This window comes from Pseudomonas sp. ANT_H4 (genome assembly GCF_008369295.1).
Taxonomy (GTDB): domain Bacteria; phylum Pseudomonadota; class Gammaproteobacteria; order Pseudomonadales; family Pseudomonadaceae; genus Aquipseudomonas.
Genome location: NZ_VOBG01000004.1, coordinates 159,508 through 183,735, shown reverse-complemented (window position 1 = coordinate 183,735; position 24,228 = coordinate 159,508). Strand labels below are relative to the sequence as shown.

The following is a 24,228-nucleotide window of genomic DNA, read 5'->3' as shown; positions in this document are numbered from 1 at the left end:
ACTGACCGTTGCCAACCCTGAACCGAGGTCCGAGCCGAATCCTTTAATCACGCCTAATCAGAGTGAGTTGAACATGAGCGCCAACGTCGACCAAAACAACCGCCCCGACTACGACCAGGTCCTGCAGGACATCGCCGACTACGTCTTGAACTTCAAGATCGATTCCCGCGATGCCCTGGACACCGCCCGCAACTGCCTGATGGATACCCTCGGTTGTGGCCTGCTGGCCCTGCGTTTCCCGGAGTGCACAAAGCACCTGGGACCTATCGTCGAGGGCACGGTGGTACCGTTTGGCGCTCGCGTACCGGGCACCTCGTTTCGTCTGGACCCGGTCAAGGCGGCCTGGGACATCGGTTGCATCGTGCGCTGGCTTGACTACAACGACACCTGGCTCGCCGCTGAATGGGGGCATCCATCCGATAACCTTGGCGGCATCCTTGCGGTGGCCGATCACCTTTCGCAAAAACGTGTGGCGCAAGGTGACGCACCGCTGACCGTGCGGGCGGTGCTGGACGCGATGATCATGGCCCATGAAATCCAGGGTGTGATCGCCCTGGAAAACTCCTTCAACCGCGTCGGCCTCGACCACGTGCTGCTGGTGAAAATCGCCTCCACTGCCGTCACCGCCAAGCTGATGGGCGCCAACCGCGAGCAACTGCTGTCGGCGCTGTCCCAGGCCTTTGTCGACGGCCAGGCCTTGCGCACGTATCGCCATGCGCCGAACGCTGGGTCGCGCAAGTCCTGGGCGGCGGGCGACGCATCAAGTCGCGGTGTGCGCCTGGCGGACATTGCCATGCGCGGCGAGATGGGTATTCCCGGTGTATTGAGCGCGCCGCAGTGGGGCTTTTATGATGTGCTGTTCAGCCATACCAACAAGGACCTGGCGCTCAAGCCCGAAGACAAGCGCGCCTTCAGCCTGTCCCAGCCCTACGGCACCTACGTGATGGAAAACGTGTTGTTCAAGATCAGCTTCCCGGCCGAGTTCCATGCACAGACAGCCTGTGAAGCGGCGGTGACCTTGCACCCGCTGGTCAAAAATCGTCTGCACGAGATTGACCGAATTGTCATCACCACCCACGAGTCGGCGATTCGCATCATCTCCAAGGTCGGTCAACTGGCCAACGCCGCCGACCGCGACCACTGTATCCAGTACATGACCGCCGTTCCCCTGGCGTTTGGCAACCTGGTGGCCGAGCAGTACGAAGATGATTTCCACGCCGCCCATCCGATCATCGATGAACTGCGCGAGAAGATGGAGATTGTCGAAGACCCCCGCTATAGCCTGGATTATCTCGCGCCCGACAAGCGCTCGATTGCCAATGCCTTGCAGGTGTTCTTCAAGGACGGCTCCAGCACCGAACAGGTGGTGGTGGAATACCCGATTGGCCATCGCCGTCGTCGGGCGGATGGAATTGCGTTGCTGGAAGACAAGTTCAAAGCCAACCTGGCGACGCGGTTTACCGCCCAACGCAGCGCCGAGATTTTTGCCTTGTGCAAGGATCAGGTGAGGCTTGAGGCGACGCCGGTAAACCGGTTTGTGGACCTGTTCGTGATCTGACCCCTGACCATTCCCACGCGCTGCGTGGGAATGGCATGGATGCTATTCAAACCGCAAAATCACCCTTCGATTGTGTTTGCTCTTCTTCTCGATTTTCTCGCAATACACCCGGCCGATTTCCTCGGTATTGATCACATGGGTGCCGCCACACGGCTGGATATCGATTCCGGCAATTTCAATCACCCGCACCGCGCCCTGGATCACGGGTGGCGCCACGGCTTGAGTGCGGGTGATCTGCAGCAATGTCGAGTACTCCGAGGCCGCCATCGACAGTGTCTTGACCTCGTGGGCCTGTTCGATCAGTGCGTTGAGGTCGCGGGTGATGGTGTCTTTATCGAGGGTCATTTCCGGTAGGTCGAAATCCAGGCGGCCCTTGTCAGCGCTGATGCTGCAACCGGTCACCGGCGCATCGATGATTGAACACAACAGGTGCAGGCATGTGTGCATTTTCATGTGCTGGTAGCGCCGTTCCCAGTCCAGGCTGGCATCTACCTCCACTCCGGCGCTCAACTGTTCGGGGCGATGCTCCACCTGATGCCAGATGATCGAGCGCAGCACCGGATCGCGTACCGTCCCAGTGACGTCCACCCGCGTGCCGTCTGGCAGAGTGAAGTAGCCGGTGTCTCCCGGTTGCCCACCGCCGGTGGGATAGAACAGCGTGTGTTCCAGGGCGATGCCGTGTTCACTCACCGCGATCACCCGGGCACTGAAGGCGTTCTGGTAGGGTGCGCTGTCGAACAGCGCCAGGGTTTCCATTGTGTGCACGGACATGTTCAACCTCCGACGATCAGTGGGCTGACTTGCAGCAGGTGCCGAACCATTGCGCTCAAGCCAGGGGGGGAAAGCAGGGTGATCTCAAACTCGGGCCCGCACACTTTCAGGTTCAGTGGCAGGCGTGTCGGGTGCGCAGGCGTCTCGAGGGTGTGCAGGCGAAACTGCAGGTGATGGCGCTCCTTGATCGTGGGCTCCAGCATCAGGCCGGGCAGGGGGTGAAAGTCGGCGTCCAGCACCGTGACCTTGTGGCTGGCGTTGACTTCGCCCACCACGTGCAGACGTTCGTCGAGGGCGAAGGCACCGAGATAATTGCTGTGGTCTGACTCATCGTTTTTTTGCAGTTGGATCTGGTTGACCACCTTGACCTTGGTGTCCGCTGGTACGTCCTGGGTGATGACGCAGGAGGGGCTGATAAACACGTTGTCGCCGATCAGCACATAGCCGAGCACCCGTGCTCCGGAACCGACCTCGACGTTGTTGCCCAGGCGCGGATGGCGCTTACCGTCAGGGTTGTTGGCGATGCCCCGGGCGCCGAGGGTCACGCCGCAGAGGATGTAGCAGTCGTTGCCGATCTCGCAGGTCTCGCCAATGACCGTGCCGTAGCCGTGGTCGAGCACAAAACGCCGGCCGATCCGCGCCGCCGGGTGGATCTCGGCGCCGGAGAGAATCTTGCCCTGGTTACTCAGCGTCAGTGCAATGGCTGAAAACACGCCGTTGGGCTGGTCGGGGAAATTCCACACCAGGTGCGCCAACCGGTAGTACAGCACCGCCTTGAACGAGGCGTAGGACTCCAGGATCAGTTCACTGCGACCACGGGACGCAGGGTCGCGCCAGGCGTAGGCGATCAAGTCCTCGGCCACCGCCTGCGCCGCCGTCTGGATCAGCGGCGCCAGATGGTCTTGCAACTGCTGCATCTGCGTCGGCGTGAGGGTCTTGATGAGGTGGGTGAACAACTCATCGTGCAGCTGTTGCATGTCAATAAAGCTTCCCATGGATGGCACCCCCCGTAATTTTGTTATTCGAAACAGGGCAGATAACTGTCGGCACTGTCGTAGACCATGGTCAGTACGACGGTGTCGGTAGGCAGTTCCGGCGCGAGCTTGGCGATGGCCACCATGTTGGCCGCCGACGACAGCCCCAGGCTGATGGCGTCGGTGCGCATGATGCGTTTGATCATCTCCAGGCATTCTTCCCGCGAGACCTTGAGCATGCCGTCAATCACTGCCAGGTTAAGAATGCTCGGGATCAAACCGATGGACAGGCCCTGGATATGGTGCGGGGCGTGGCGGTCGTTGAGCAGGTCGCACTCCTCTGGTTCCACCCCCATCACTCGAATCGCCGGCCAGGTGGTCTTGAGGGTTTCGCCGATACCGGTGATATGGCCGCCGGTGCCGATGCCGCCGACGAAGTAGTCCACCCGCAGTTCGCCAAAGGCGCGGATGATTTCCCGGGCGGTGGTGTCGCGGTGGGTTTGCGGGTTGGCGCCGTTACGCTGCTGGTTGAGCATCACGTAGCTGGGGTTTTCCAGTTGCAGTTCCATGCACTTTTCGCCGTGGGAGTTATTACCCAGGCGGCTGTCCGACAGCACCACCTTGGCGCCATACAGGCGCAGCAGTTTTTGCTTTTCCGGGCTGTAGTTGTCGGGAATCACCAGCGCTACCTTGTAGCCCCGCACATTGGCGGCCATCACCAGGCCGATCCCGGTGTTGCCACCGCTGGGCTCGATGATGGTTTGCCCCGAACCACGGATCAGGATGCCCCGGCGTTCCGCGTCGAGGATCATCCCCAGGGCGATGCGCGCCTTGTGACTGCCTCCGGGGTTGAGGGATTCAAGCTTGGCGTAGACCTCAATGCCGAGGTCTTCGGAGAACTGTTCCAGACGCACGATGGGCGTATGGCCAATGGCGTCGAGTATCGAGTTATGCAACATCAGATAGGAACCCATGGCCGGTAGTCAGTACAAAGGCATGTCGGGTTCGACGTCGCGAACCCAATGTTTCATGCCGCCTTCCAGCACGCGGGTGTTGGCGAAGCCGGCGGCCAGTAAAGTGCTGGCGGCCTGCTCAGCCCTGATCCCGGCGTAGCAGATCAGATAGTGGGTGTTGTCCCGGCTCAGGCTGTCGAGCTGGCCGTCGAGTTCGGCCAGGGGGATGTGCACCACGCCGGGTAATTTGCAGACTTCCAGTTCGCTGGCATCGCGTACGTCCAACAGCACGTCGGCGCTGCGCTGTTGTTCCAGCAGTTGCTTGAGCATGCGCGGTTTGATGTAGCGCTCTTCGGCCAGTGTTGGGGCGGCGCTCACCGCGTCGGCACATGCGGCGGCTGCCGGTTGCTCACTGTGGCGTAGCTCGGAGCAGCACAAGCAATCGGCACGGCGCTTGAAGCGAATTTCGCTGAACTTCATCGCCAGGGCATCAAAGCGCATCAACCGACCCGACAAAGGCTCCCCAATACCAATCAGCAGCTTGATCGCCTCGGTGGCCTGGATCATCCCGACCACGCCAGGCAGCACACCGATCACCCCGCCAGCGCTGCAATTGGGCGCCAGTTCTGCCGGTGGCGCATGGGGGAACAGGCAGCGATAGCACGGCCCGCCCTGGTAGTTGAGCACGCTGATCTGCCCGTCGAAACGGTAGATGGCGCCGTACACCAACGGCCTGCCCAACTGCACGCAGGCGTCGTTGACCAGGTAGCGGGTTTCAAAGTTGTCGGTGCCGTCGATCACCAGGTCATAGGCACCGACCAGCTCCATAGCGTTGTCGGCGTTGAGCGCAGTGTTGTGGGCATTGATCTGGATGTGGCGGTTGAGGTCCTGCAAGCGCTGCTTGGCAGATTCGACCTTGGGCATGCCCAGCGTGCTGTTGCCGTGGACGATCTGACGTTGCAGGTTGCTGCTTTCCACCACGTCGAAATCCACCAGCCCCAGGGTGCCGATGCCGGCTGCTGCCAGGTACAGGCTGATGGGTGAGCCCAGGCCGCCGGTACCGATGATCAGCACCTTGGCCTTTTTCAGGTTCAGTTGGCCTTTGCGACCGACGCCGGGCAGGGTGATGTGGCGCACGTAACGCTGCACTTCTTCATTGCTCAGTGGGTCGATGTCCATGCCGCCGGAGGTGGCGAGTATGACTTCGATCTCAGTGGGTTTGACCAGCTTGTCATCGGGCTCAAGTAACTCTCCATTGGCGGTGTAGAGGAAATGTTCCTTGAGCTGATCGTTCTTGTGCTTCAGGTGTTCGTGCAGTTGTGGATAGCGTTCACACAGACTTTCAATGACTTCGCGCAATGTCGATCCGGCACCCTCAAGGGTCGATCCTGGCAACTTGGCCACGCGGACCAGAATGTCGGGGAAAGAGACAGCGTTCATGTACAACTCCGTTTGCAGGTCGTTGAAGGGTTTGCGGGCGAAGCGGTTGCCGTCCCAGGCAAACAGCTTGGAACCCTGGGCCTTGCCCTGGCGGACATCCACAACCAGGTAGCTGACGAGATAGATAGGTTCTCCCATGAACAGGGCTTTGTCCTGGTCCTCGTCGCTGAAGTAGGCACCGACATCAGGGTGGGAGTGGTAGATCACGACCACCGGGTTATTGCTGTGAAAAGCCTTGTTCATCATCAGCGTGTCGGCCACCGAAAAGGTGTAGCCGTTGGCCGCGCTGCGTGGGTAAACCTGGGGATTCTTGCGGTGCAGTTCATTCTGGATATTGCTGCCCAGGTACACGCTGCCGTCGGCGAAGACGAAGCCGCAGCACTCATCGGGATACGTGCTGGCGGCGTGGGCGTAGATTTGTTCCAGGGCGTTGGGGCGGAGGACGTCCATGTTTCTCTCGCGTTGGTGGAAGGTCAATTTTTCTTGGCCAGGAGCTTTTCTATCGGCAGCTTGGTGATCGCAAAACCGACCAGCAGGACCGCCGAGTACAGCATCAAGTCCTTGGAGATTTCCACGCCTTCGTACCAGGCGCCGATGATCACGGCGAACACCGGGAAGATGATAAAGACAAAGGACAGGATGATCGGACTCAGGCGCTTGAGCAGCATGAAGTAGACAATAAACCCGCCGACCGAGGCCACCAGCCCGAGGTAGAACAGTGCGCTCCAGGAGCGCAGGGTGATGTCGTCGAAGGTCGGGGTTTCAAACCACAGGCCTGCGACAAATAGCATCAACCCAGCGATGCCAATGGGCAGGGTGTTGTAGGTGATAACACTGATGGCGCTGCCTTTTTGCTTGGTGATGACGTAGCACAAGGCATGCATGATCGCCGCGGTCAGAATCGCCAGCACGCCAAAGAGCTCGGCATGGTCCAGGTGCAGGCCCTGGCTCTTGATGATCATGTACAAGCTAGCGAAACCGATGCCGATCCCGATCACTTGGGAAAAGTAGATACGCTCACGCAGAAACAGCGCTGAGAAGATCAGGATAAATACCGGCATGCAGCTGAACAGTAGGGCTGTAAGGCCGGAGGAGACATGCATCTCGCCGTAGTTGAGCAGGTAATAGGGAATGCTGAAGTAGGAAAGGGTCACGAACACGAAGAACCAGCGGCTTTCTCGTGGGAACAGGATCGGCTCGCGCCGCACCCAGGCGAAACACAGGAACAGCGGGAAGGCGATCAGGAAACGCAGGCCCGCCGACGTCAGCGGCGGCACGCTTTCCACGGCAATTTTGATCCCCAGCCAGGTGGTGCCCCAACTCAGGCAGACAATGAGAAACATCACGCAGGTAATCAAACCAGCCAGCCACTGCTTGTGAGTTTTTGTTTTTTCAGCGTTTTCTAGAACGGCGGACATTGGCATCGTGACATTGCTTCCCTGTGACGGAATTGACCTCTATATTGAGAGCCTTAATCCGGTGATTGAACCCGTAAAAGCACACTATTAGGGCGAATGATGGCTGTCAAAACAAATATTGACATGGTGTCAATTATGCGAGAAGGGCTGTCCAGCGGTCAGGGCGTGAAGTACAAACGCCTATCCGATGTCATGGAGCGCGGCATTCTTGAAGGCTTGATCGAGCCGGGGCGAAAACTGCCGCCCCATCGGGTGCTTTCCGACAATCTCGGGGTAACCATCGGCACCATCAGCCGAGCCTATGGCGAACTGGAACGTCTCGGGCTGGTAGTGGCGCGGGTCGGTGACGGAACCTTCGTGCGCAAGCGTGGGATGGAGCGTCAGCGCGATGAAGGCTTTCGCAACTTCAGCGACGAGCCGCGCCAGTACTTCGACATGAGCCGCAACATGCATATCCCAGGGCAGGAGACGGCATTCCTGGCGCAGAGCTTTCAAAGCCTGGCGGGCAATGCCAAGTTTCTACAGGACATCAGCGCCTACACCCCGGATGCCGGGTTGCCCCGCTATCGCGCCGCTGGTGCGCGCTGGCTGATCCAGCAGCAATTCACGCCGATTCCCGAGCAGGTGATCTGCGTCAACGGCGGTCAGCATGGCTTGCTGTGCGCGATGATGGCCTTGTTGCGGGCCGGCGATACGGTGGTCACTGAGCAGTTGACCTATCCTGGGCTGATCACCGCCGCACGAATGCTCGGGATACGCTTGATCGGCTTGGAAATGGATGAAGAAGGCTTGCTGCCAGGGGCGCTGGATGACGTCTGTCGCAACCACCGGATATCGGCGTTGTACTGCACACCGACCATCCAGAATCCGACCACGGCGGTACTGTCAGTCGCCCGCCGGGAGGCGCTGGTGAAGGTGTGCCGTGAACACAACCTGCTGATCCTCGAAGACGAAGCCCATGGCGTGCTGGTGGAAGACCGTCCGCCACCCCTCAGCCATTTCGCCCCTGAGCGTACGATCCTGATCAGTAGTCTGAGCAAGGCGGTGTCGGCGGGATTGCGGGTTGGTTACGTGCATGCGCCGCCGGCGCTGGTCAGTCGCATCTCCGCCGCTTTGCGCTCCACCTGCTGGATGGCTACGCCGGTGACCCTGGAATTGGCGACCCAATGGATCGAAAACGGCACGGCGGACCATTTGCTGCGCCAGCAGATCAGTGAGATCAGCCGGCGCAAGGCGCTGGTCGAAGATCTATTGGTCGGTTTGGAATACCGCACCCATCTCAACAGCCCGCACTTCTGGATCGAAGTCCCTGAGCCGTGGCGAGCGTCGGAAATAGAGGCCGAACTCAAGCAGAACAATTACCTGATCGCCACCGCCGAGGCATTTGCTGTCGGGCAGACGGCGGTGCCGCAGTTTATTCGGGCGAGTATCTGCAATACATCGGGGGATGATCAGTTGTTGCGTGATGGGTTTGATGCGCTGGCGACAGCGTTGGGGCAGGGCGGCGGGCGGTTTTGTCTGTGAACTACCTGTGGCGAGGGGGCAAGCCCCCTCGCCACAGGTAGTTCAGGCAATGAGCATCACTTGAACCGCCGCTCAACCCCTTTTTCCACCAAAATCTTCGCCGAAATTTCTTCCACCGAAAAATGCGTGGAATTAATGTGCGCAATATTCTCCCTGCGGAACAAATTTTCCACTTCGCGCACTTCGAACTCGCACTGGGCGTAGCTTGAATAGCGGCTGTTGGGCTTGCGCTCGTTGCGGATGGCGGTGAGGCGATCCGGGTCGATGGTCAGGCCGAATAACTTGTGCTGATGGGCGCGCAGGGCAGCCGGCAGTTGCAGGTGCTCCATGTCATCTTCGGTCAGCGGGTAGTTGGCCGCGCGAATGCCGAATTGCATGGCCATGTACAGACAGGTCGGGGTCTTGCCGCAGCGGGACACGCCCACCAGGATCAGGTCGGCCTTGTCGTAGTAGTGGGTGCGGGCGCCATCGTCGTTGTCGAGGGCGAAGTTCACAGCCTCGATCCGCTCCATATAGTTGGAGTTGTGGCCAATGGAATGGGACTTGCCCACCGAGTATGAGGAATCTTCACTCAACTCCTGCTCCAGCGGCGCCAGGAAGGTGGAGAAGATGTCGATCATGAAACCATTGGAGGTTGCGAGGATCTCACGAATGTCCTGATTGACGATGGTGTCAAAAATGATCGGGCGAAAGCCGTCTTTTTCGGCGGCAAGATTGATTTGTTGTACCATAGCCCGCGCTTTATCCACGCTATCGATATAGGGACGCGTGAATTTGGCGAAGGTAATGTTTTCGAACTGCGCCAACAGGCTTTGCCCCAGGGTTTCGGCTGTGATGCCGGTGCCGTCGGAGATAAAGAAAGCAGATCGTTTCATTTGAGCCTTGGGCCTTAAGCTGATGACGAATCTTGGATATGATAGGCGCGATTTTGCCGGCACCCAGTGGCCCGCATTCTCACTTATTTTCCAGGTCCAGGCCACAAGCGCAGGTGTTTGCTCCTATTGAGCCGCCGGCGTCCTGAGCTTTTCCAACACAGTTAGTGGAGAGATCACCTTGGTAGAGTACGTAGTTTCCCTCGATAAGCTCGGTGTCCATGATGTAGAGCATGTGGGGGGCAAGAACGCATCCCTGGGCGAGATGATTAGTAATCTTGCGGGCGCTGGTGTTTCAGTGCCCGGTGGCTTTGCCACCACCGCCCAGGCTTACCGTGATTTCCTCGAATTGAGCGGTCTCAACGATCAAATTCACGCGGCCCTCGATGCATTGGACGTCGATGACATCAATGCCCTGGCCAAGACCGGCGCCCAGATCCGTCAGTGGATCATGGAAGCCGAGTTCCCCGAGAAGCTCAACGCCGAGATCCGCACCGCCTTCGCCACGCTGTCGGCGGGCAACCCCGACATGGCCGTCGCCGTGCGCTCCTCGGCCACCGCCGAAGACCTGCCCGACGCCTCGTTTGCCGGTCAGCAAGAGACCTTCCTGAACATTCGTGGTGTGGAAAACGTCATCCGAGCGGCCAAGGAAGTCTTCGCTTCGCTGTTCAACGACCGTGCCATTTCCTACCGTGTACACCAGGGTTTTGACCACAAGCTGGTGGCCTTGTCTGTCGGTGTACAGCGCATGGTGCGTTCGGAAACCGGTACTGCCGGCGTGATGTTCACCCTGGACACCGAATCAGGCTTCCGTGGCGTGGTGTTTATCACCGGCGCCTACGGCCTGGGAGAAACCGTCGTACAAGGCGCGGTCAACCCGGATGAGTTCTACGTCCACAAACACACGCTTGAAGCCGGTCGCCCTGCGATCCTGCGCCGCAACCTGGGCAGCAAGGCCATCAAGATGATCTACGGCGACGAGGCCAAGGCCGGTCGCTCGGTGAAAACCGTTGATGTCGACAAGGCCGAACGCGAGCGTTTCTGTCTGACCGACGCCGAAGTCAACGAACTGGCCAAACAGGCGATAATCATCGAGAAGCACTACAAGTGCCCGATGGATATCGAATGGGCCAAGGACGGCGACGACGGTAAGCTGTACATCGTTCAGGCTCGCCCTGAAACCGTGAAGAGCCGCACCTCGGCCAACGTCATGGAGCGCTACCTGCTGAAAGAAACCGGCACCGTGCTGGTTGAAGGCCGTGCCATCGGCCAGCGCATCGGCGCTGGCAAGGTGCGGATCATCAAGGACGTGTCCGAGATGGACAAGGTCCAGCCAGGTGACGTGCTGGTCTCGGACATGACCGACCCGGACTGGGAGCCGGTGATGAAACGCGCCAGCGCCATCGTCACCAACCGCGGCGGGCGTACCTGCCACGCGGCGATCATCGCTCGTGAGCTGGGGATTCCGGCCGTAGTGGGTTGCGGCAATGCCACCCAACTGTTGAAAGACGGCCAGGGCGTTACCGTGTCCTGCGCCGAAGGCGATACCGGTTTCATCTTTGAAGGTGAATTGGGCTTCGACATCAAGCAAAACTCTATTGAAGCCATGCCGGATCTGCCGTTCAAGATCATGATGAACGTCGGTAACCCGGACCGTGCTTTCGATTTCGCCCAGTTGCCGAACGCCGGTGTGGGCCTGGCCCGCCTGGAATTCATCATCAACCGGATGATCGGCGTGCACCCCAAGGCGCTGCTGAACTACGACGGCTTGCCGCAAGACATCAAGGACAGCGTCGACAAGCGCATCGCCGGCTACAACGACCCGGTGGGCTTCTACGTCGAGAAACTGGTGGAAGGCATCAGCACCCTGGCGGCGGCGTTCCACCCGAAAAAGGTCATCGTGCGCCTGTCGGACTTCAAGTCCAACGAATACGCCAACCTGATCGGCGGCAAGCTCTACGAGCCGGAAGAAGAAAACCCGATGCTGGGCTTTCGTGGCGCCTCGCGTTACATCAGCGAAGCCTTCCGTGACTGCTTCGAACTCGAATGCCGCGCCCTCAAGCGTGTGCGCAACGAGATGGGCCTGACCAACGTCGAGATCATGGTGCCGTTCGTGCGGACCTTGGGCGAAGCGAGCCAGGTGATCGACTTGCTGGCCGAAAATGGCCTGTCCCGTGGTGAAAACGGCCTGCGCGTGATCATGATGTGCGAGCTACCGTCCAATGCCATCCTGGCTGAAGAGTTCCTGGAATTCTTCGACGGTTTCTCCATCGGCTCCAACGACCTGACCCAGTTGACCCTGGGCCTGGACCGCGACTCCGGGATCATCGCCCACCTGTTCGACGAGCGTAATCCTGCGGTCAAAAAGCTGCTGGCCAACGCCATCCAGGCCTGCAACAAGGCCGGCAAGTACATCGGCATCTGCGGCCAAGGCCCTTCCGATCACCCCGACCTGGCCAAATGGCTGATGGAACAGGGCATCGAGAGCGTCTCGCTGAACCCCGATTCCGTGCTGGAAACCTGGTTCTTCCTGGCTGAAGGTCAAGCGCCGGCGTAAGCCGTAACATCAAAAGTGCCGGTCAATCGTAAGGGTTGGCCGGCATTTCTCATCCTGTACAGGGCGGAAATCCATCCGGACGCCGCCCTTTTTTGTGCAAGAACATTATGCAAAGCAGCAGCAACCTGTTTCCCGTCGCCTTGCTCAGCGCTGAGCGTCGTGGCGACCTGAGTGAAGATGTTTATCGTCTTAAACCCGGCAATAGCCCTGATGGCACCGTCGAGTTGGCCGTGACTCGCCTGGGCTTGGCCGATGCTGCGGAAAACCGCGGCGTGCCGGTGGTTCTATTACATGGCAGCTTCTCCAACCGACGTTTCTGGTATTCGCCCAAGGGCATTGGTCTTGGGGCTTATCTGGCGCGGCAGGGGTTTGATGTGTGGATACCGGAAATGCGCGGCCATGGCCTTTCGCGGCGCAACCAGGATTACGCCAAGAACCGCGTGGCCGACTATGCTCGTTACGATTTACCGGCCATTGCCGCGTTTGTTCGTGAGCAAAGCGCGCAGATTCCGCACTGGATCGGCCATTCCCTAGGCGGTACGACCTTGGCGGCGGCATTGGGCGGTCAGTATCTGGGAGCGCCGGCAGTGGCCTCCGTAGCGTTGTTTGGCTGCCAGGTCAGTCGGACTTATTGGCCATTGAAAATTCCTCCGGTGGAGTGGGGTGGGCGGTTCATTTTAAAACGTTTTGCTCAGCTCTCCGGCTCACGCCTCAAGCGTGGCCCTGAAGACGAACCCATCGGCCTGGCCCTGGAAAGCATGCGTTGGCACGGTTTATTCGGGCGCTTTGGCGACGCCGAGCGCGATTGGTGGAAAGGTTTGGCCGATGTGGACGTGCCGGTGCTGGCGGTAAGTGCTGCCGGCGATCATCAGGACCCGGCCTGGGCCTGCCGCAAGCTGTTCGAGCAAATGGGCTCCGAGCACCGTCAGTATCTGTGCCTGGGGCGCAAGCAAGGCTTTGCCGATGACTTCGGCCATGTGCAGATGCTGGTCAGCAAGGCGGCGCAGGCGCAGGTTTGGCCGCTGGTGCAGCGCTGGTTGAATGACCCGCTGGCACCGTTGGTCGCCGTGCAGCCCGAGGCGGTCGTGACAGTTTAAGGCAGAGGCTCTAACGAGGGCGTTTCACTCGTCCGCGCTTACGGCTAAGCTATGACGTCTTGTGCGGTTGCGGTCACATTCAGTCGTTGAGTGCGTGTTGTGTTCTTCGGCGGCGGGTCTGATCATTGCCGGCTTCAGGCTTAAAGATTCGTCGCTACGGTGCGTTTTCCTGATGTAACAGTGGATGTTCGACACCTTCTTTCCCCGACAGGAGCTTCTCGATGAACCATTACCTTACCCCCGATCTGTGCGATGCCTACCCGGAACTGGTGCAGGTGGTCGAGCCGATGTTCAGCAATTTCGGCGGCCGGGACTCCTTTGGTGGCGAGATCGTCACCATCAAGTGCTTCGAAGACAACTCCCTGGTCAAGGAACAGGCCGAGCTCAACGGCGCTGGCAAGGTGCTGGTGGTCGACGGCGGCGGATCCCTGCGTCGGGCGTTGTTGGGCGACATGATCGCTGAGAAGGCCGCGAAAAACGGCTGGGAAGGGCTGCTGATCTACGGTTGCATCCGTGACGTCGACGTCATCGCCCAGACCGATCTGGGCGTGCAGGCCCTGGCCAGCCACCCGATGAAGACTGACAAGCGCGGTATTGGCGATCTGAACGTGGCCGTGACCTTTGCCGGTGTGACCTTCCGTCCGGGTGAATATGTCTACGCCGACAATAATGGCGTGATTGTTTCGCCCAGCCCGCTAAAAATGCCTGAATAAATTGCTGTAGCCGATAGGGGTGAGGATGTTCGAGGAAGAAAACGCGCAGTGGGGGCTGGTGCATGCCCTGGTGCTGGACGGTAAAGGCGGTGCGCGTTCGATTGCCCGGACTGAGCTCGACGAATTGCAATTGCAGCCGCAGGAGAGCCTGTGGCTGCATTGGGATCGCAGCCATCCGCAGACCCAGACCTGGTTGCGCAAATCTAGTGGCTTGAGCGAATTCGCCTGTGACCTGCTGCTGGAGGAGAACACCCGTCCACGGCTGTTGCCGCTGTCGGATGCCGAATTGCTGCTGTTCCTGCGAGGGATCAATCTCAACCCTGGGGCTGAACCGGAAGACATGGTCTCGGTGCGAATTTTTGCCTCAAGGACGCGGGTCATCTCTCTGCGTTTACGCCCCTTGCGTGCAACCGATGAACTGTTGGTGCAGTTGGCGGATGGCAAAGGTCCGAAAACAGCCTCTGAATTGATCCTTTGTATGGCGCAGTACCTGACCAACAAAGTTCAGGACCTGGTCAGCGACCTCTCGGAAGTCGTCGACGCCGAAGAAGAAAAACTGGATACCGACGAACGGTACGCCCCCGAACATGGCAGCATTTTGCAAATCCGTCGGCGAGCCGCGGGGCTCAAGCGTTTCCTCGCGCCCCAGCGGGATATTTTCGCTCAGATGACACGCATCAAACTGCCCTGGTTCGTAGACGATGACGGCGACTACTGGAACGAATTGAACAACAGCCTGACCCGTTACCTGGAAGAGCTGGAGTTGACCCGGGAGCGCGTAGGGCTTGTGCTTGAGGCCGAAGGCCGACGCTTGAGCGTGCGTATGAGCCGCACCATGTACCGCTTCGGGATTATCACCGGGATCTTCCTGCCGATGAGTTTTCTCACCGGGCTTCTGGGGATTAACGTGGGGGGTATCCCGTTCTCTTCCAGCCCTTACGGGTTCCTGATTGCCTGCCTGATGATGATCTCGGTGGCGTTGGGGCAATGGTGGTTGTTCCGGCGTTTACGTTGGGTCTGACCTGAATGAGACCTGAACGGGGCAAGAGGTCATGTGACCTGAAGAATTTTACCCTCGTCTTTTAATTCACTTGCGAGAGGTCCCTATGCACGATCCGTTCGAACAGTCTTTGCGTGACATGCTTAACGCTTCGCCGCCCAACCGTGACGACGATGCCTGCCTTGGCCGCGTACTGAAAACTGCCAACCGTCAAGTCGGCGCGGGAGACCTGTTCGGTTTGCTTGGCCGTTGGTTGCCGGCATTGATGATGGCCCTGAACAACGGTTCGGCCCATGTTTCCCCGGTTTCCCGTCGTAAACCTATTGCTCGCACTGCTGATAAGGCTGATTGAATATGGAACTTGATCTCTGGACTCAGAGTCTGGTAACTGCAATGACCGCGTTGTGGACCAAGGTGGCGAATTTTATTCCCAACCTGTTTGGCGCGCTGGTATTGGTGCTGTTGGGTTTTGTCGTGGCCAAGCTGCTCGACACCCTGCTGTCCAAGCTGTTGGCCAAACTGGGCCTTGATCGCCTGATGGGCGGCACAGGCCTGACCAAGTTATTGGGGCGTGCCGGGCTCAAAGTGCCTATCTCGACACTGGTCGGCAAGATCGTTTATTGGTTCGTACTGCTGATTTTTCTGGTTTCTGCAGCGCAATCCCTTGGACTTGAGCGAGTTTCAGCTACGCTCGACATGCTGGCGCTGTATTTGCCGAAGGTATTCGGTGGCGCGCTGGTGTTGCTGGTAGGGGTTTTGCTGGCGCAACTGGCCAATGGGCTGGTGCGCGGTGCGGCTGAAGGCGTCGGTCTGGATTACGCCAGCGGTCTGGGGCGAATCGCTCAGGGGCTGGTGATTATCATCAGTATTTCAGTCGCGATCAGCCAGTTGGAGGTCAAGACTGACCTGCTTAACCATGTGATTGTGATTGTTTTGATTACCGTTGGTCTGGCCGTTGCGCTGGCCATGGGGTTGGGAAGCCGGGAAATTGCCGGTCAGATTCTTGCGGGAATTTATGTGCGTGAGTTGTATCAGGTTGGGCAGCACGTGCGTGTGGGCGAGGTCGAAGGGCAGATCGAAGAGATCGGCACGGTAAAAACTACAGTGCTGACCGATGATGGCGAACTAGTATCGTTGTCCAATCGAATTCTGCTGGAGCAGCAGGTAAGTAGCCGCTAACCCGGTAATCCCTGCTAATGTACGCCGCCGCAATCCTGGCTATCCAGGCTGTAGCGGACATTGACCTGACTGTCGGCACGACTTGTTTTGAATAAAGCCCAAACGCTGTCCACGCGCTATGACCCCCGTGAGCTCTCTGATGAGGAGTTGGTCGCGCGCTCGCACACGGAGCTGTTTCACGTAACACGCGCGTACGAAGAATTGATGCGCAGGTATCAACGCACGCTGTTCAACGTTTGTTCAAGATATTTGGGGAACGATCGTGATGCGGATGATGTCTGTCAGGAAGTGATGCTGAAGGTGTTGTATGGCTTGAAGAACTTCGAGGGTAAATCGAAGTTTAAGACCTGGCTCTATAGCATCACGTACAACGAATGCATCACGCAGTATCGTAAGGAACGGCGAAAGCGTCGCTTGATGGACGCCTTGAGTCTGGACCCCCTTGAGGAAGCGTCTGAAGAAAAGGCGCCGACACCTGAGGAGACGGGCGGGCTTGATCGCTGGTTGGTGCATGTGAATCCGATTGACCGGGAAATTTTGGTGCTACGATTTGTCGCAGAACTGGAATTTCAGGAAATTGCTGACATTATGCATATGGGTTTGAGTGCGACAAAAATGCGTTACAAACGTGCTCTTGATAAATTACGTGAGAAATTTGCGGACAGTACTGAAACTTAGTACGAGGCAAATATCTCTTACGTGTAGGCAAGTTCTGTTAGACTTGTCGCCGAGTTGTCCCCCGGTATGTGGGACTGCTTTACAATCACCAGATGGGGATTTAACGGATGAAACTGAAAAACACCTTGGGCTTGGCCATTGGTTCTCTTATTGCCGCAACTTCTTTCGGCGTTCTGGCACAAGGCCAAGGCGCAGTTGAAGGCGAGCTGTTCTACAAGAAGCAGTACAACGATAGCGTCAAGCACATCGAAGACGGCTTCAATCCTGGCGCTCGCATCGGTTACTTCCTGACCGACGACCTGTCGTTGAACTTGTCCTACGACAAGACCAACCACACCCGTTCGAACGACGGTACTGGCAACCAGAAGATCAAAGGTGATACCGGCAGCCTGTTGGCTACCTACCACTTCGGTCAGGCTGGCGTCGACTCCCTGCGTCCATACGTAGAAGGTGGTTTCGGTCACCAGAGCCGTGGCAACGTCAAAGCTGACGGCCACAGCGGTCGCGATCAGTCGACTCTGGCTATCGTTGGTACCGGTGTGAAGTACTACTTCACCAACAACCTGTTCGCACGTGCAGGCGTTGAAGCTGACCACAACCTGGACAACGGCAAGTGGGATTACTCCGCACTGGTCGGCCTGGGCGTCAACTTCGGCGGTAACGCTGGCGCAGCAGCACCAGCTCCTACCCCAGCACCAGCTCCAGAGCCAGTTCCAGAGCCAGAAGCTCCGGTTGCTCAGGTTGTTCGTGTTGAGCTGGACGTGAAGTTCGACTTCGACAAGTCGGTTGTTAAGCCTAACAGCTACGGCGACGTGAAAAACCTCGCTGACTTCATGAAGCAGTACCCACAAACCACTACCGTTGTTGAAGGTCACACTGACTCCGTCGGTCCTGACGCTTACAACCAGAAGCTGTCCCAGCGTCGTGCTGACGCTGTTAAGCAAGTCCTGGTCAAAGACGGTATTGACGCTGGCCGTGTGAGCTCGGTTGGTTACGGCGAATCCCGCCCAGTTGCTGATAACGCAACTGAAGCAGGCCGTGCTGTTAACCGTCGCGTAGAAGCATCGGTTGAAGCTCAAGCAGCTCAGTAATTACTGAGTTGTAGAAAAAATCCGGCTTAGGCCGGGTTTTTTTTGCCTGAAATTTGGCTCAGGCGCTTGCCAGCAAGGCAGCTTCAACCGCTGTTGCCGCGACTGCACCAATCACCAGGATCGCCGGGCTCTTCAAGACAAACGCCCTGGCATCATCATGCATACAGGCCAGGCTGCTGCGGCACTCCCGCTGCCCCGGCAACGAAGCATTTTCAATCATCGCCACCGGCATGTCGGCGGCCATGCCAGCCTCCAGCAACTGCTGCCGGATTTCCTCCAGCTTTGCCACGCCCATATAGACCACCAGCGTCGTACCGCCTTCGGCCAGTGCTCGCCAGTTGAGGCTGCTGTCGTCCTGTGTGTGGGCGGTGACCAGGGTCACGCCGCGGCTGACCCCACGCAATGTCAGCGGAATATCACAGTTGGTCGCCCCTGCCAGCCCGGCAGTAATGCCGTTGACCAGTTCCACCTCGACACCGCGCTCCCTGAGCCATAACGCTTCTTCGCCACCGCGCCCGAATATGCACGGATCGCCACCCTTGAGCCGCACCACGCACTTGCCCTGACGGGCATAACGCAGCATCAGGCGATGGATAAAATCCTGCGGTGTGGAGCGGCATCCGCCACGCTTGCCGACGGTGATCACCCGCGCGCTGGGGCAGTGTTCAAGCACCGCCGGGTTGACCAAATCATCAATCAGCACCACATCGGCCTCGTGCAGGGCCCGTACCGCCTTGAGGGTCAACAGCTCCGGATCACCGGGGCCAGCGCCCACCAACCAGACTTTTGCGTTCATGTTTATTGCCCTCACACACTGATTGCGATTGGCTGCTTGTTGCTGGCCAATAGTCGTTTGATTTCCGGCACACAGGAGCCGCATTGCGTGCCGCAGCCCAATTCCTGTTTCAGACCATTCAGGTCAAGGCCCCGGGCGATGCCGGTGCACACGGCGTTTTCACTGACGTTTTTGCAGTTGCACAAAATTTTATTGGCGGTAGAGCTTCCTGTGGCATTGCCCGGTGGCGCGCTCAATGGCGCCAGCAGCCAGCGACGCAGTTGCTCATCGGCCCGGCCTTCCAGCCACAGGCTTTGCAACCAGTGTCGGGCGAGGGTTTCGCCGGCCAGGCGAATTACGGTAATCCGGCCCTTCTCGATTTTCACTCGCTTGCCGATGGAGCGCCGTGGGTCGTCATAGGCCATGACCGGGCCGTCATTGAGGCCCAGCAGTTGATCGATACGTTTGAGCAACTGCAGGTCTGGCGCCTCGCTATGGGCTGCCCGGATCAGCAGGGCCGGACGTTCGCGACCGGTCAGGCTCAGGCTGACGTAGGCAAAGTCTTCGCACAGCGGGCGCAAGGCTTCAAAGTGTTGCTGGACGTCACCCTCAATCAGCGCGAACAGCTGCCAAGGCAATTGCACGGCTTCCAGGCGTACCCCGCTGTGTTTGAGTTCCGGTTGTTTCGACAAGGGATCGAACGCCGGTTGGGTCAGGGTGTTGACACCGCCCTTGAGAAAACGATCGCCCCAGTGCATCGGCAGGAATGCCTGGCCGGGACGCACACTGTCATCACTGGTCACGGCCATAATCACGCTGCCGCGACGGCTCTTCAGGTTGATCAGGTCACCTTCCTGGAGTCGATGCCGGCGCAACTCATCGGGGTGCAGGCTCAGCAAGGCTTCGCTGGCATGGCCGAACAACTGCGCGGCGGTGCCGGTGCGGCTCATGCCATGCCATTGATCCCGCAGGCGGCCGGTGATCAGGGTCAGGGGAAAGCGTGCGTCGCGCTGCTCCTTGGCGGCGCGGTAGGGATCGGCGACAAAATGCGCCCGACCACTTTCGGTCGGGAATACGCCATCGGTGTACAGCCGTGGTGTGCCCGTTTGCGCATTGGCCGGGAACGGCCATTGCTGGGGCCCGATCTGGTCGAGGAGGGCATGGCTGATGCCTGACAAATCCAGGTCGCGGCCGTGGGTCAGCACCTTGTATTCATCAAAGATCTGCGCCGGTTGTTCAAAGGAAAACAGGCTTGGCAAGCCTGGACGCAAACGTCGTTCCAGACGCTGAGCAAAATCCACGGTAATTGCCCAGTCGGGTCGTGCCTCGCCCGGAGGGACAATGGCTTGGCGCACGTGGGAAATACGCCGCTCGGAGTTGGTCACCGTGCCCTCTTTCTCCCCCCAACTGGCGGCTGGCAATAACAGGTCGGCGAAAGGTGCGGTTTCCGTGGTGCGGAAGGCTTCCTGCAAGACCACGAACGGGCACGCGGCCAGTGCCTGGCGCACGGCGTTCTGGTCTGGTAGGGATTGTGCGGGGTTGGTGCAGGCGATCCACAAGGCTTTGATCTTACCGGCCTGCACTTGTTCGAACAGTTCGATGGCGGTCAAACCGGTGCTGGCGGGCAGTTGCTCCACGCCCCAGTAGGCGGCCACTTGCGCTCGGTGTTCAGGATTGGTTGCTTCGCGATGCCCCGGCAGCAAGTTCGACAGGCTGCCGGTTTCCCTTCCACCCATGGCATTGGGCTGGCCGGTCAGGGAAAACGGCCCACAGCCTGGACGGCCGATCGTGCCAGTGGCCAGGTGCAGATTGATCAGGGCGCTGTTCTTTGCGCTGCCGGCGATGGACTGGTTGAGCCCCATGCACCACAACGACAAAAAGCTGGATGAGGTGCCGACCCATTCGGCGCATTGGCGCAATTGCTCGACGCTGATCCCGCACAGTTGCGTGACCATTTGCGGCGTGTAGTCATGCACTAGCCGTTTCAACTCTGCCAAGCCGTCGGTATGGGCCTGAATAAAGTCGCGATCGACCCACTCTTCCCACAGCAGCAGGTGCAAAACTCCATGGAACAGGGCGACATCGGTACCGGGCAGGATCGCCAGGTGCAGATCTGCCAGGTCACAGGTGTCGGTGCGCCGGGGGTCGATGACCACCACTTTCATGTCTGGACGACGGGCTTTGGCTTCCTCCAGCCGTCGGAACAACACCGGATGGGCGTAGGCCATGTTACTGCCCACGATCAGTACGCAATCGCTGGACTCCAGGTCTTCGTAGCTGCACGGCGGCGCATCGGCCCCCAGGCTGCGTTTGTAACCTACCACCGCCGACGACATGCACAGCCTGGAGTTACTGTCGATATTGTTGGTGCCTACCAGCGCCCGGGCCAGTTTGTTGAAGCTGTAGTAGTCCTCGGTCAGCAATTGCCCGGAAATGTAGAACGCCACGCTGTCGGGCCCGTGCTCGGCAATGGTCTCGGCAAACACGTTGGCCGCATGTTCCAGGGCGGTGTCCCAGTCGGTGCGGCCGCGGGCCAGGCCTTTGCCCAGGCGCAGTTCCGGGTACAACGCGCGCGCCGCCAGGTCGCCGGTCAGGTGTAGGCTGGCGCCCTTGCTGCACAGTTTTCCGAAGTTGGCCGGGTGCGTCGGATCGCCACTGACCCCGAGAATACGCTCGCCATCATGCTCGATCAGCACGCCGCAGCCGACTCCGCAATAACAGCAGGTCGAGGCGGTGGTCTGGCGGTTCATCAACCGGCGTCCCGCAGGGCCAGCATCACCCGGCCGTTTTCGACCCGGGCGTGATGATGGTGGGCGCAGCCGATGTCCGGGGCCTGAGCTTCACCGGACGCCAGGTCGATCTGCCAGTTGTGCAGCGGGCAGGCCACGCGTTTGCCGTAGATCAAACCCTGGGACAGCGGGCCGCCCTTGTGCGGGCAGCGGTCGTCAAGGGCGAAGACTTCGTCGTCACTGGTACGAAAAATCGCGATCTCGCCTTTCGGTCCTTTGATGATGCGCGAGCCGAGGGCGTTGATTTCTTCGAGGGCGCAGATATCCAGCCAGTTCATGCCAGTACCTCCAGCTGTTTGACGGAGATGGTGTCGAATTCCTTTTTCAGCAACGGCTGTTCCAGACGCTCTTTCCATGGGTCCTGTTCGAACGACAGGGAGAACTGCAGGCGTTCGTTAAGGGCCTGGCGCCGTGCCGGGTCTTCCAGTACGGCTTTCTTTATGTGCTCCATGCCGACTCGTTGCAGGTAGTGCACGGTGCGCTCCAGGTAGAAGGCCTCTTCGCGGTACAGCTGCAGGAACGCGCCGTTGTATTCGCGCACTTCTTCGGCAGTTTTCAGCTTGACGAAGAACTCGGCGACTTCTGTCTTGATCCCGCCGTTGCCGCCGATGTACATCTCCCAACCGGAATCGACACCGATGATTCCCACATCCTTGATCCCCGCTTCCGAGCAGTTGCGCGGGCAGCCGGAGACCGCCAGCTTGACCTTGTGGGGCGACCACATGTTGAATAGGTCATGTTCCAGCTCGATGCCCAGTTGCGTCGAATTTTGTGTGCCGAAGCGGCAGAACTCACTGCCGACGCAGGTCTTCACGGTGCGGATGGATTTTCCGTAGGCGTGCCCGGACGGCATATCGAGGTCTTTCCAGACCCCCGGCAAGTCCTGCTTCTTGATGCCCAGCAAATCGATGCGCTGCCCGCCGGTGACCTTGACCATCGGCACGTTGTACTTGTCGGCCACATCGGCGATACGGCGCAGTTCAGAGGGATTGGTCACACCGCCCCACATCCTCGGGACTACTGAGTAGGTGCCGTCTTTCTGAATGTTGGCGTGGGCCCGTTCGTTGATCAGCCTGGATTGCGGGTCGTCCTTGGCTTCGCCTGGCCAGGTGGAGATCAGGTAGTAGTTCAGCGCCGGGCGGCAAGTTGCGCAGCCGTTGGGGGTGCGCCAGTTCAGGTAGCTCATGGTGCCAGCGATGGTCAGCAGGTACTGGTCGCGGATGGCCTGGCGGATCTGCCCGTGGTTGTGGTCGCTGCAGCCGCAGATGGCTTTTTCGCTTTTCGGTTTGACGTCGGCCGCACCGCCCACGGTGTTGATCAGGATCTGTTCCACCAATCCTGCACAGGAACCGCAGGAGCTGGCGGCCTTGGTGTGCTTTTTGACGTCATCGACGCTGAACAGCCCGTGTTCCTGAATGGCCTTGACGATGGTGCCCTTGCACACGCCGTTACAACCGCAGACTTCGGCGTTGTCGGCCATGCTCATGGCCTTGTCCTGGCCTTGGTGGCCTACATCACCGATGGCATTTTCGCCAAACATCAGGTGGTCGCGAATCTCGCCAATGGCGTGGTTCTCACGGATCTGCCGGAAATACCAGCCGCCGTCTGCGGTGTCGCCGTACAGGCAAGCGCCAACGAGGATGTCGTCCTTGATCACCAGCTTCTTGTAGACGCCGCCAATGGGGTCGGAAAGGGTGATGGTTTCCGTGCCTTCGCCGCCCATGAAGTCCCCGGCGGAAAACAGGTCGATACCGGTGACTTTCAGTTTGGTCGAGGTCACCGAGCCCTGATAGCGAGCAAAGCCCAGCTGTGCGAGATGGTTGGCGCAGACCTTGGCTTGTTCGAACAGCGGCGCCACCAGGCCATAGGCAATCCCGCGATGGCTGGCGCACTCGCCGATGGCGTAGATGCGCGGGTCGTAGGTTTGCAGGGTGTCGTTGACCAGAATCCCGCGGTTGCAGGGGATGCCGGATTTTTCCGCGAGTTCGGTATTGGGACGGATGCCAGCGGCCATCACCACCAGGTCGGCGGGGATCACGTCGCCATTCTTGAACTGCACCGAGCCGACCCGACCGTTGCCTGCGTCGTGTAGGGCTGTGGTTTGTTCGCACAGACGGAACACCAGGCCACGGCTTTCCAGTTCGGTTTGCAGCAGTTGGCCGCTGGTCTTGTCCAGTTGCCGTTCCAGCAGCCATTCGCCGATATGCACCACCGTGACGTGCATGCCCCGCAGCATCAAGCCGTTGGCCGCTTCCAGACCCAGCAGGCCGCCGCCGATCACCACCGCGTGCTTGTGGGTCTTGGCGGTGTTGATCATCACTTGGGTGTCGGCGATGTCGCGGTAGCCGATCACACCCTGCAGGGTGTTGCCTGGGATTGGCAGGATAAAAGGCGTCGAACCGGTGGCGATCAGCAGGCGGTCGTACTCGGCTTCGCTGCCGTCCTCGGCGATGACTTTGCGTTTGACCCGGTCGATCTGCACCACTTTGCGGTTGAGCAACAGCTTGATGTTGTTGTCCAGGTACCAGCTCAGGTCGTTGAGCACGATCTCCTCGAAGGTCTGCTCTCCGGCCAGCACCGGCGACAGCAGGATACGGTTGTAGTTGGTGTGGGGCTCGGCGCCAAAGACGGTGATGTCGTACAGCTCGCTGCTCAGCTTGAGCAATTCTTCAAGGGTGCGAACCCCGGCCATGCCGTTGCCGATCATCACCAGTTTGAGTTTCTTCATGTCGTTCTCCGCAGGCTCGACAAATCACGCGCAAACAAAAAAAAGCGTCCCCGCTAGTTAGCTAGCGAGGACGCCTTTGTCCTGGTCCCGTTCTCTCGGGAAGCGCAGCCT

General features: G+C 59.2%; 20 protein-coding genes. 10 read left to right on the top strand and 10 right to left on the bottom strand.

The window, feature by feature from the left end:
* Positions 1 to 73 precede the first annotated feature (73 nt).
* The gene (prpD, locus tag FQ182_RS07165) at positions 74 to 1,558 is read left to right on the top strand and encodes a 2-methylcitrate dehydratase (protein WP_149412040.1); all 1,485 of its coding nucleotides are present in this window, start codon (positions 74 to 76) and stop codon (positions 1,556 to 1,558) included.
* Between the two features lie 42 nt (positions 1,559 to 1,600).
* Here the strand turns inward: prpD and FQ182_RS07160 are convergent, their stop codons facing one another.
* Genes FQ182_RS07160 through FQ182_RS07140 form a run of 5 tightly spaced genes read right to left on the bottom strand, consistent with a single transcriptional unit; the run spans position 1,601 to position 7,063 of the window.
* Complete coding sequence (locus FQ182_RS07160) at positions 1,601 to 2,329, bottom strand: alanyl-tRNA editing protein (RefSeq protein ID WP_149412039.1); 729 nt, start codon at positions 2,327 to 2,329, stop codon at positions 1,601 to 1,603.
* A 2-nt stretch (positions 2,330 to 2,331) separates the two neighbouring features.
* Positions 2,332 to 3,324, bottom strand: coding sequence for a serine O-acetyltransferase (locus FQ182_RS07155; protein WP_149412038.1), 993 nt, complete (start codon positions 3,322 to 3,324; stop codon positions 2,332 to 2,334).
* Between the two features lie 23 nt (positions 3,325 to 3,347).
* Positions 3,348 to 4,262 (bottom strand): PLP-dependent cysteine synthase family protein, encoded by a 915-nt coding sequence (locus tag FQ182_RS07150; protein ID WP_149412181.1) that lies wholly within the window; start codon positions 4,260 to 4,262, stop codon positions 3,348 to 3,350.
* Positions 4,263 to 4,286: 24 nt separating this feature from the next.
* Positions 4,287 to 6,146, bottom strand: coding sequence for a molybdopterin-synthase adenylyltransferase MoeB (gene moeB / locus FQ182_RS07145; protein WP_149412037.1), 1,860 nt, complete (start codon positions 6,144 to 6,146; stop codon positions 4,287 to 4,289).
* Between the two features lie 23 nt (positions 6,147 to 6,169).
* The gene (locus tag FQ182_RS07140) at positions 6,170 to 7,063 is read right to left on the bottom strand and encodes a DMT family transporter (RefSeq protein WP_178114408.1); all 894 of its coding nucleotides are present in this window, start codon (positions 7,061 to 7,063) and stop codon (positions 6,170 to 6,172) included.
* Between the two features lie 150 nt (positions 7,064 to 7,213).
* Between FQ182_RS07140 and FQ182_RS07135 the strand changes: the two genes are divergently transcribed.
* Positions 7,214 to 8,638: a PLP-dependent aminotransferase family protein gene (locus tag FQ182_RS07135; RefSeq protein ID WP_149412035.1), complete on the top strand. Its 1,425-nt coding sequence runs from the start codon at positions 7,214 to 7,216 to the stop codon at positions 8,636 to 8,638.
* Positions 8,639 to 8,694: 56 nt separating this feature from the next.
* Here FQ182_RS07135 and FQ182_RS07130 read toward each other — a convergent pair whose 3' ends face one another.
* On the bottom strand, positions 8,695 to 9,513 hold the full coding sequence (locus FQ182_RS07130) for a pyruvate, water dikinase regulatory protein (RefSeq protein WP_149412034.1): 819 nt from the start codon (positions 9,511 to 9,513) through the stop codon (positions 8,695 to 8,697).
* Between the two features lie 178 nt (positions 9,514 to 9,691).
* On the opposite strand from FQ182_RS07130, the gene ppsA reads away from it, so the two are divergent.
* From ppsA to FQ182_RS07090, 8 genes are all read left to right on the top strand, one after another.
* Entirely contained in the window at positions 9,692 to 12,067 is a 2,376-nt protein-coding gene (ppsA, locus tag FQ182_RS07125; protein WP_149412033.1) for a phosphoenolpyruvate synthase, read from the top strand.
* Positions 12,068 to 12,174: 107 nt separating this feature from the next.
* Positions 12,175 to 13,164, top strand: coding sequence for an alpha/beta fold hydrolase (locus FQ182_RS07120; RefSeq protein WP_149412032.1), 990 nt, complete (start codon positions 12,175 to 12,177; stop codon positions 13,162 to 13,164).
* Positions 13,165 to 13,385: 221 nt separating this feature from the next.
* Entirely contained in the window at positions 13,386 to 13,877 is a 492-nt protein-coding gene (rraA, locus tag FQ182_RS07115; RefSeq protein WP_133101682.1) for a ribonuclease E activity regulator RraA, read from the top strand.
* Positions 13,878 to 13,902: 25 nt separating this feature from the next.
* Positions 13,903 to 14,898, top strand: a complete 996-nt coding sequence (locus tag FQ182_RS07110; RefSeq protein ID WP_133101681.1) for a zinc transporter ZntB — start codon at positions 13,903 to 13,905, stop codon at positions 14,896 to 14,898.
* A gap of 85 nt (positions 14,899 to 14,983) precedes the next feature.
* Entirely contained in the window at positions 14,984 to 15,229 is a 246-nt protein-coding gene (locus FQ182_RS07105) for a CrfX protein (RefSeq protein ID WP_133101680.1), read from the top strand.
* Positions 15,230 to 15,231: 2 nt separating this feature from the next.
* A complete protein-coding gene (locus tag FQ182_RS07100) occupies positions 15,232 to 16,056 on the top strand; it encodes a mechanosensitive ion channel domain-containing protein (RefSeq protein ID WP_133101679.1) in 825 nt (274 codons plus the stop codon).
* 87 nt (positions 16,057 to 16,143) lie between these two features.
* Positions 16,144 to 16,734 (top strand): RNA polymerase sigma factor SigX, encoded by a 591-nt coding sequence (gene sigX / locus FQ182_RS07095; protein ID WP_149412031.1) that lies wholly within the window; start codon positions 16,144 to 16,146, stop codon positions 16,732 to 16,734.
* A 107-nt stretch (positions 16,735 to 16,841) separates the two neighbouring features.
* Positions 16,842 to 17,825 (top strand): OmpA family protein, encoded by a 984-nt coding sequence (locus FQ182_RS07090; RefSeq protein ID WP_149412030.1) that lies wholly within the window; start codon positions 16,842 to 16,844, stop codon positions 17,823 to 17,825.
* 58 nt (positions 17,826 to 17,883) lie between these two features.
* Here FQ182_RS07090 and cobA read toward each other — a convergent pair whose 3' ends face one another.
* From cobA to nirB, 4 genes are read right to left on the bottom strand one after another with little or no spacing between them, the layout of a single operon-like run.
* Positions 17,884 to 18,621: a uroporphyrinogen-III C-methyltransferase gene (gene cobA, locus FQ182_RS07085; protein WP_149412029.1), complete on the bottom strand. Its 738-nt coding sequence runs from the start codon at positions 18,619 to 18,621 to the stop codon at positions 17,884 to 17,886.
* Positions 18,622 to 18,632: 11 nt separating this feature from the next.
* Positions 18,633 to 21,350, bottom strand: a complete 2,718-nt coding sequence (locus FQ182_RS07080; RefSeq protein WP_149412028.1) for a nitrate reductase — start codon at positions 21,348 to 21,350, stop codon at positions 18,633 to 18,635.
* On the bottom strand, positions 21,350 to 21,667 hold the full coding sequence (nirD, locus tag FQ182_RS07075) for a nitrite reductase small subunit NirD (protein WP_149412027.1): 318 nt from the start codon (positions 21,665 to 21,667) through the stop codon (positions 21,350 to 21,352). Before nirD ends, FQ182_RS07080 begins: the two co-directional genes overlap by 1 nt.
* Positions 21,664 to 24,117 carry a nitrite reductase large subunit NirB gene (gene nirB / locus FQ182_RS07070; protein WP_149412026.1) on the bottom strand — a complete coding sequence of 818 codons (2,454 nt, stop codon included), beginning with the start codon at positions 24,115 to 24,117 and terminating at the stop codon, positions 21,664 to 21,666. Before nirB ends, nirD begins: the two co-directional genes overlap by 4 nt.
* Positions 24,118 to 24,228 lie beyond the last annotated feature (111 nt).

What these genes read in the sequence shown, in the direction of transcription:
- FQ182_RS07105 (WP_133101680.1), top strand. Translation starts at nt 14,984, where the DNA reads ATGCACGATCCGTTCGAACAGTCTTTGCGTGACATGCTTAACGCTTCG.
- prpD (WP_149412040.1), top strand. Translation starts at nt 74, where the DNA reads ATGAGCGCCAACGTCGACCAAAACAACCGCCCCGACTACGACCAGGTC.
- FQ182_RS07130 (WP_149412034.1), bottom strand. Translation starts at nt 9,513, where the DNA reads ATGAAACGATCTGCTTTCTTTATCTCCGACGGCACCGGCATCACAGCC.
- FQ182_RS07110 (WP_133101681.1), top strand. Translation starts at nt 13,903, where the DNA reads ATGTTCGAGGAAGAAAACGCGCAGTGGGGGCTGGTGCATGCCCTGGTG.
- nirB (WP_149412026.1), bottom strand. Translation starts at nt 24,117, where the DNA reads ATGAAGAAACTCAAACTGGTGATGATCGGCAACGGCATGGCCGGGGTT.
- rraA (WP_133101682.1), top strand. Translation starts at nt 13,386, where the DNA reads ATGAACCATTACCTTACCCCCGATCTGTGCGATGCCTACCCGGAACTG.
- FQ182_RS07150 (WP_149412181.1), bottom strand. Translation starts at nt 4,262, where the DNA reads ATGTTGCATAACTCGATACTCGACGCCATTGGCCATACGCCCATCGTG.
- cobA (WP_149412029.1), bottom strand. Translation starts at nt 18,621, where the DNA reads ATGAACGCAAAAGTCTGGTTGGTGGGCGCTGGCCCCGGTGATCCGGAG.
- FQ182_RS07090 (WP_149412030.1), top strand. Translation starts at nt 16,842, where the DNA reads ATGAAACTGAAAAACACCTTGGGCTTGGCCATTGGTTCTCTTATTGCC.
- FQ182_RS07080 (WP_149412028.1), bottom strand. Translation starts at nt 21,350, where the DNA reads ATGAACCGCCAGACCACCGCCTCGACCTGCTGTTATTGCGGAGTCGGC.
- moeB (WP_149412037.1), bottom strand. Translation starts at nt 6,146, where the DNA reads ATGGACGTCCTCCGCCCCAACGCCCTGGAACAAATCTACGCCCACGCC.
- FQ182_RS07120 (WP_149412032.1), top strand. Translation starts at nt 12,175, where the DNA reads ATGCAAAGCAGCAGCAACCTGTTTCCCGTCGCCTTGCTCAGCGCTGAG.
- FQ182_RS07100 (WP_133101679.1), top strand. Translation starts at nt 15,232, where the DNA reads ATGGAACTTGATCTCTGGACTCAGAGTCTGGTAACTGCAATGACCGCG.
- FQ182_RS07135 (WP_149412035.1), top strand. Translation starts at nt 7,214, where the DNA reads ATGGCTGTCAAAACAAATATTGACATGGTGTCAATTATGCGAGAAGGG.
- nirD (WP_149412027.1), bottom strand. Translation starts at nt 21,667, where the DNA reads ATGAACTGGCTGGATATCTGCGCCCTCGAAGAAATCAACGCCCTCGGC.
- FQ182_RS07155 (WP_149412038.1), bottom strand. Translation starts at nt 3,324, where the DNA reads ATGGGAAGCTTTATTGACATGCAACAGCTGCACGATGAGTTGTTCACC.
- FQ182_RS07160 (WP_149412039.1), bottom strand. Translation starts at nt 2,329, where the DNA reads ATGTCCGTGCACACAATGGAAACCCTGGCGCTGTTCGACAGCGCACCC.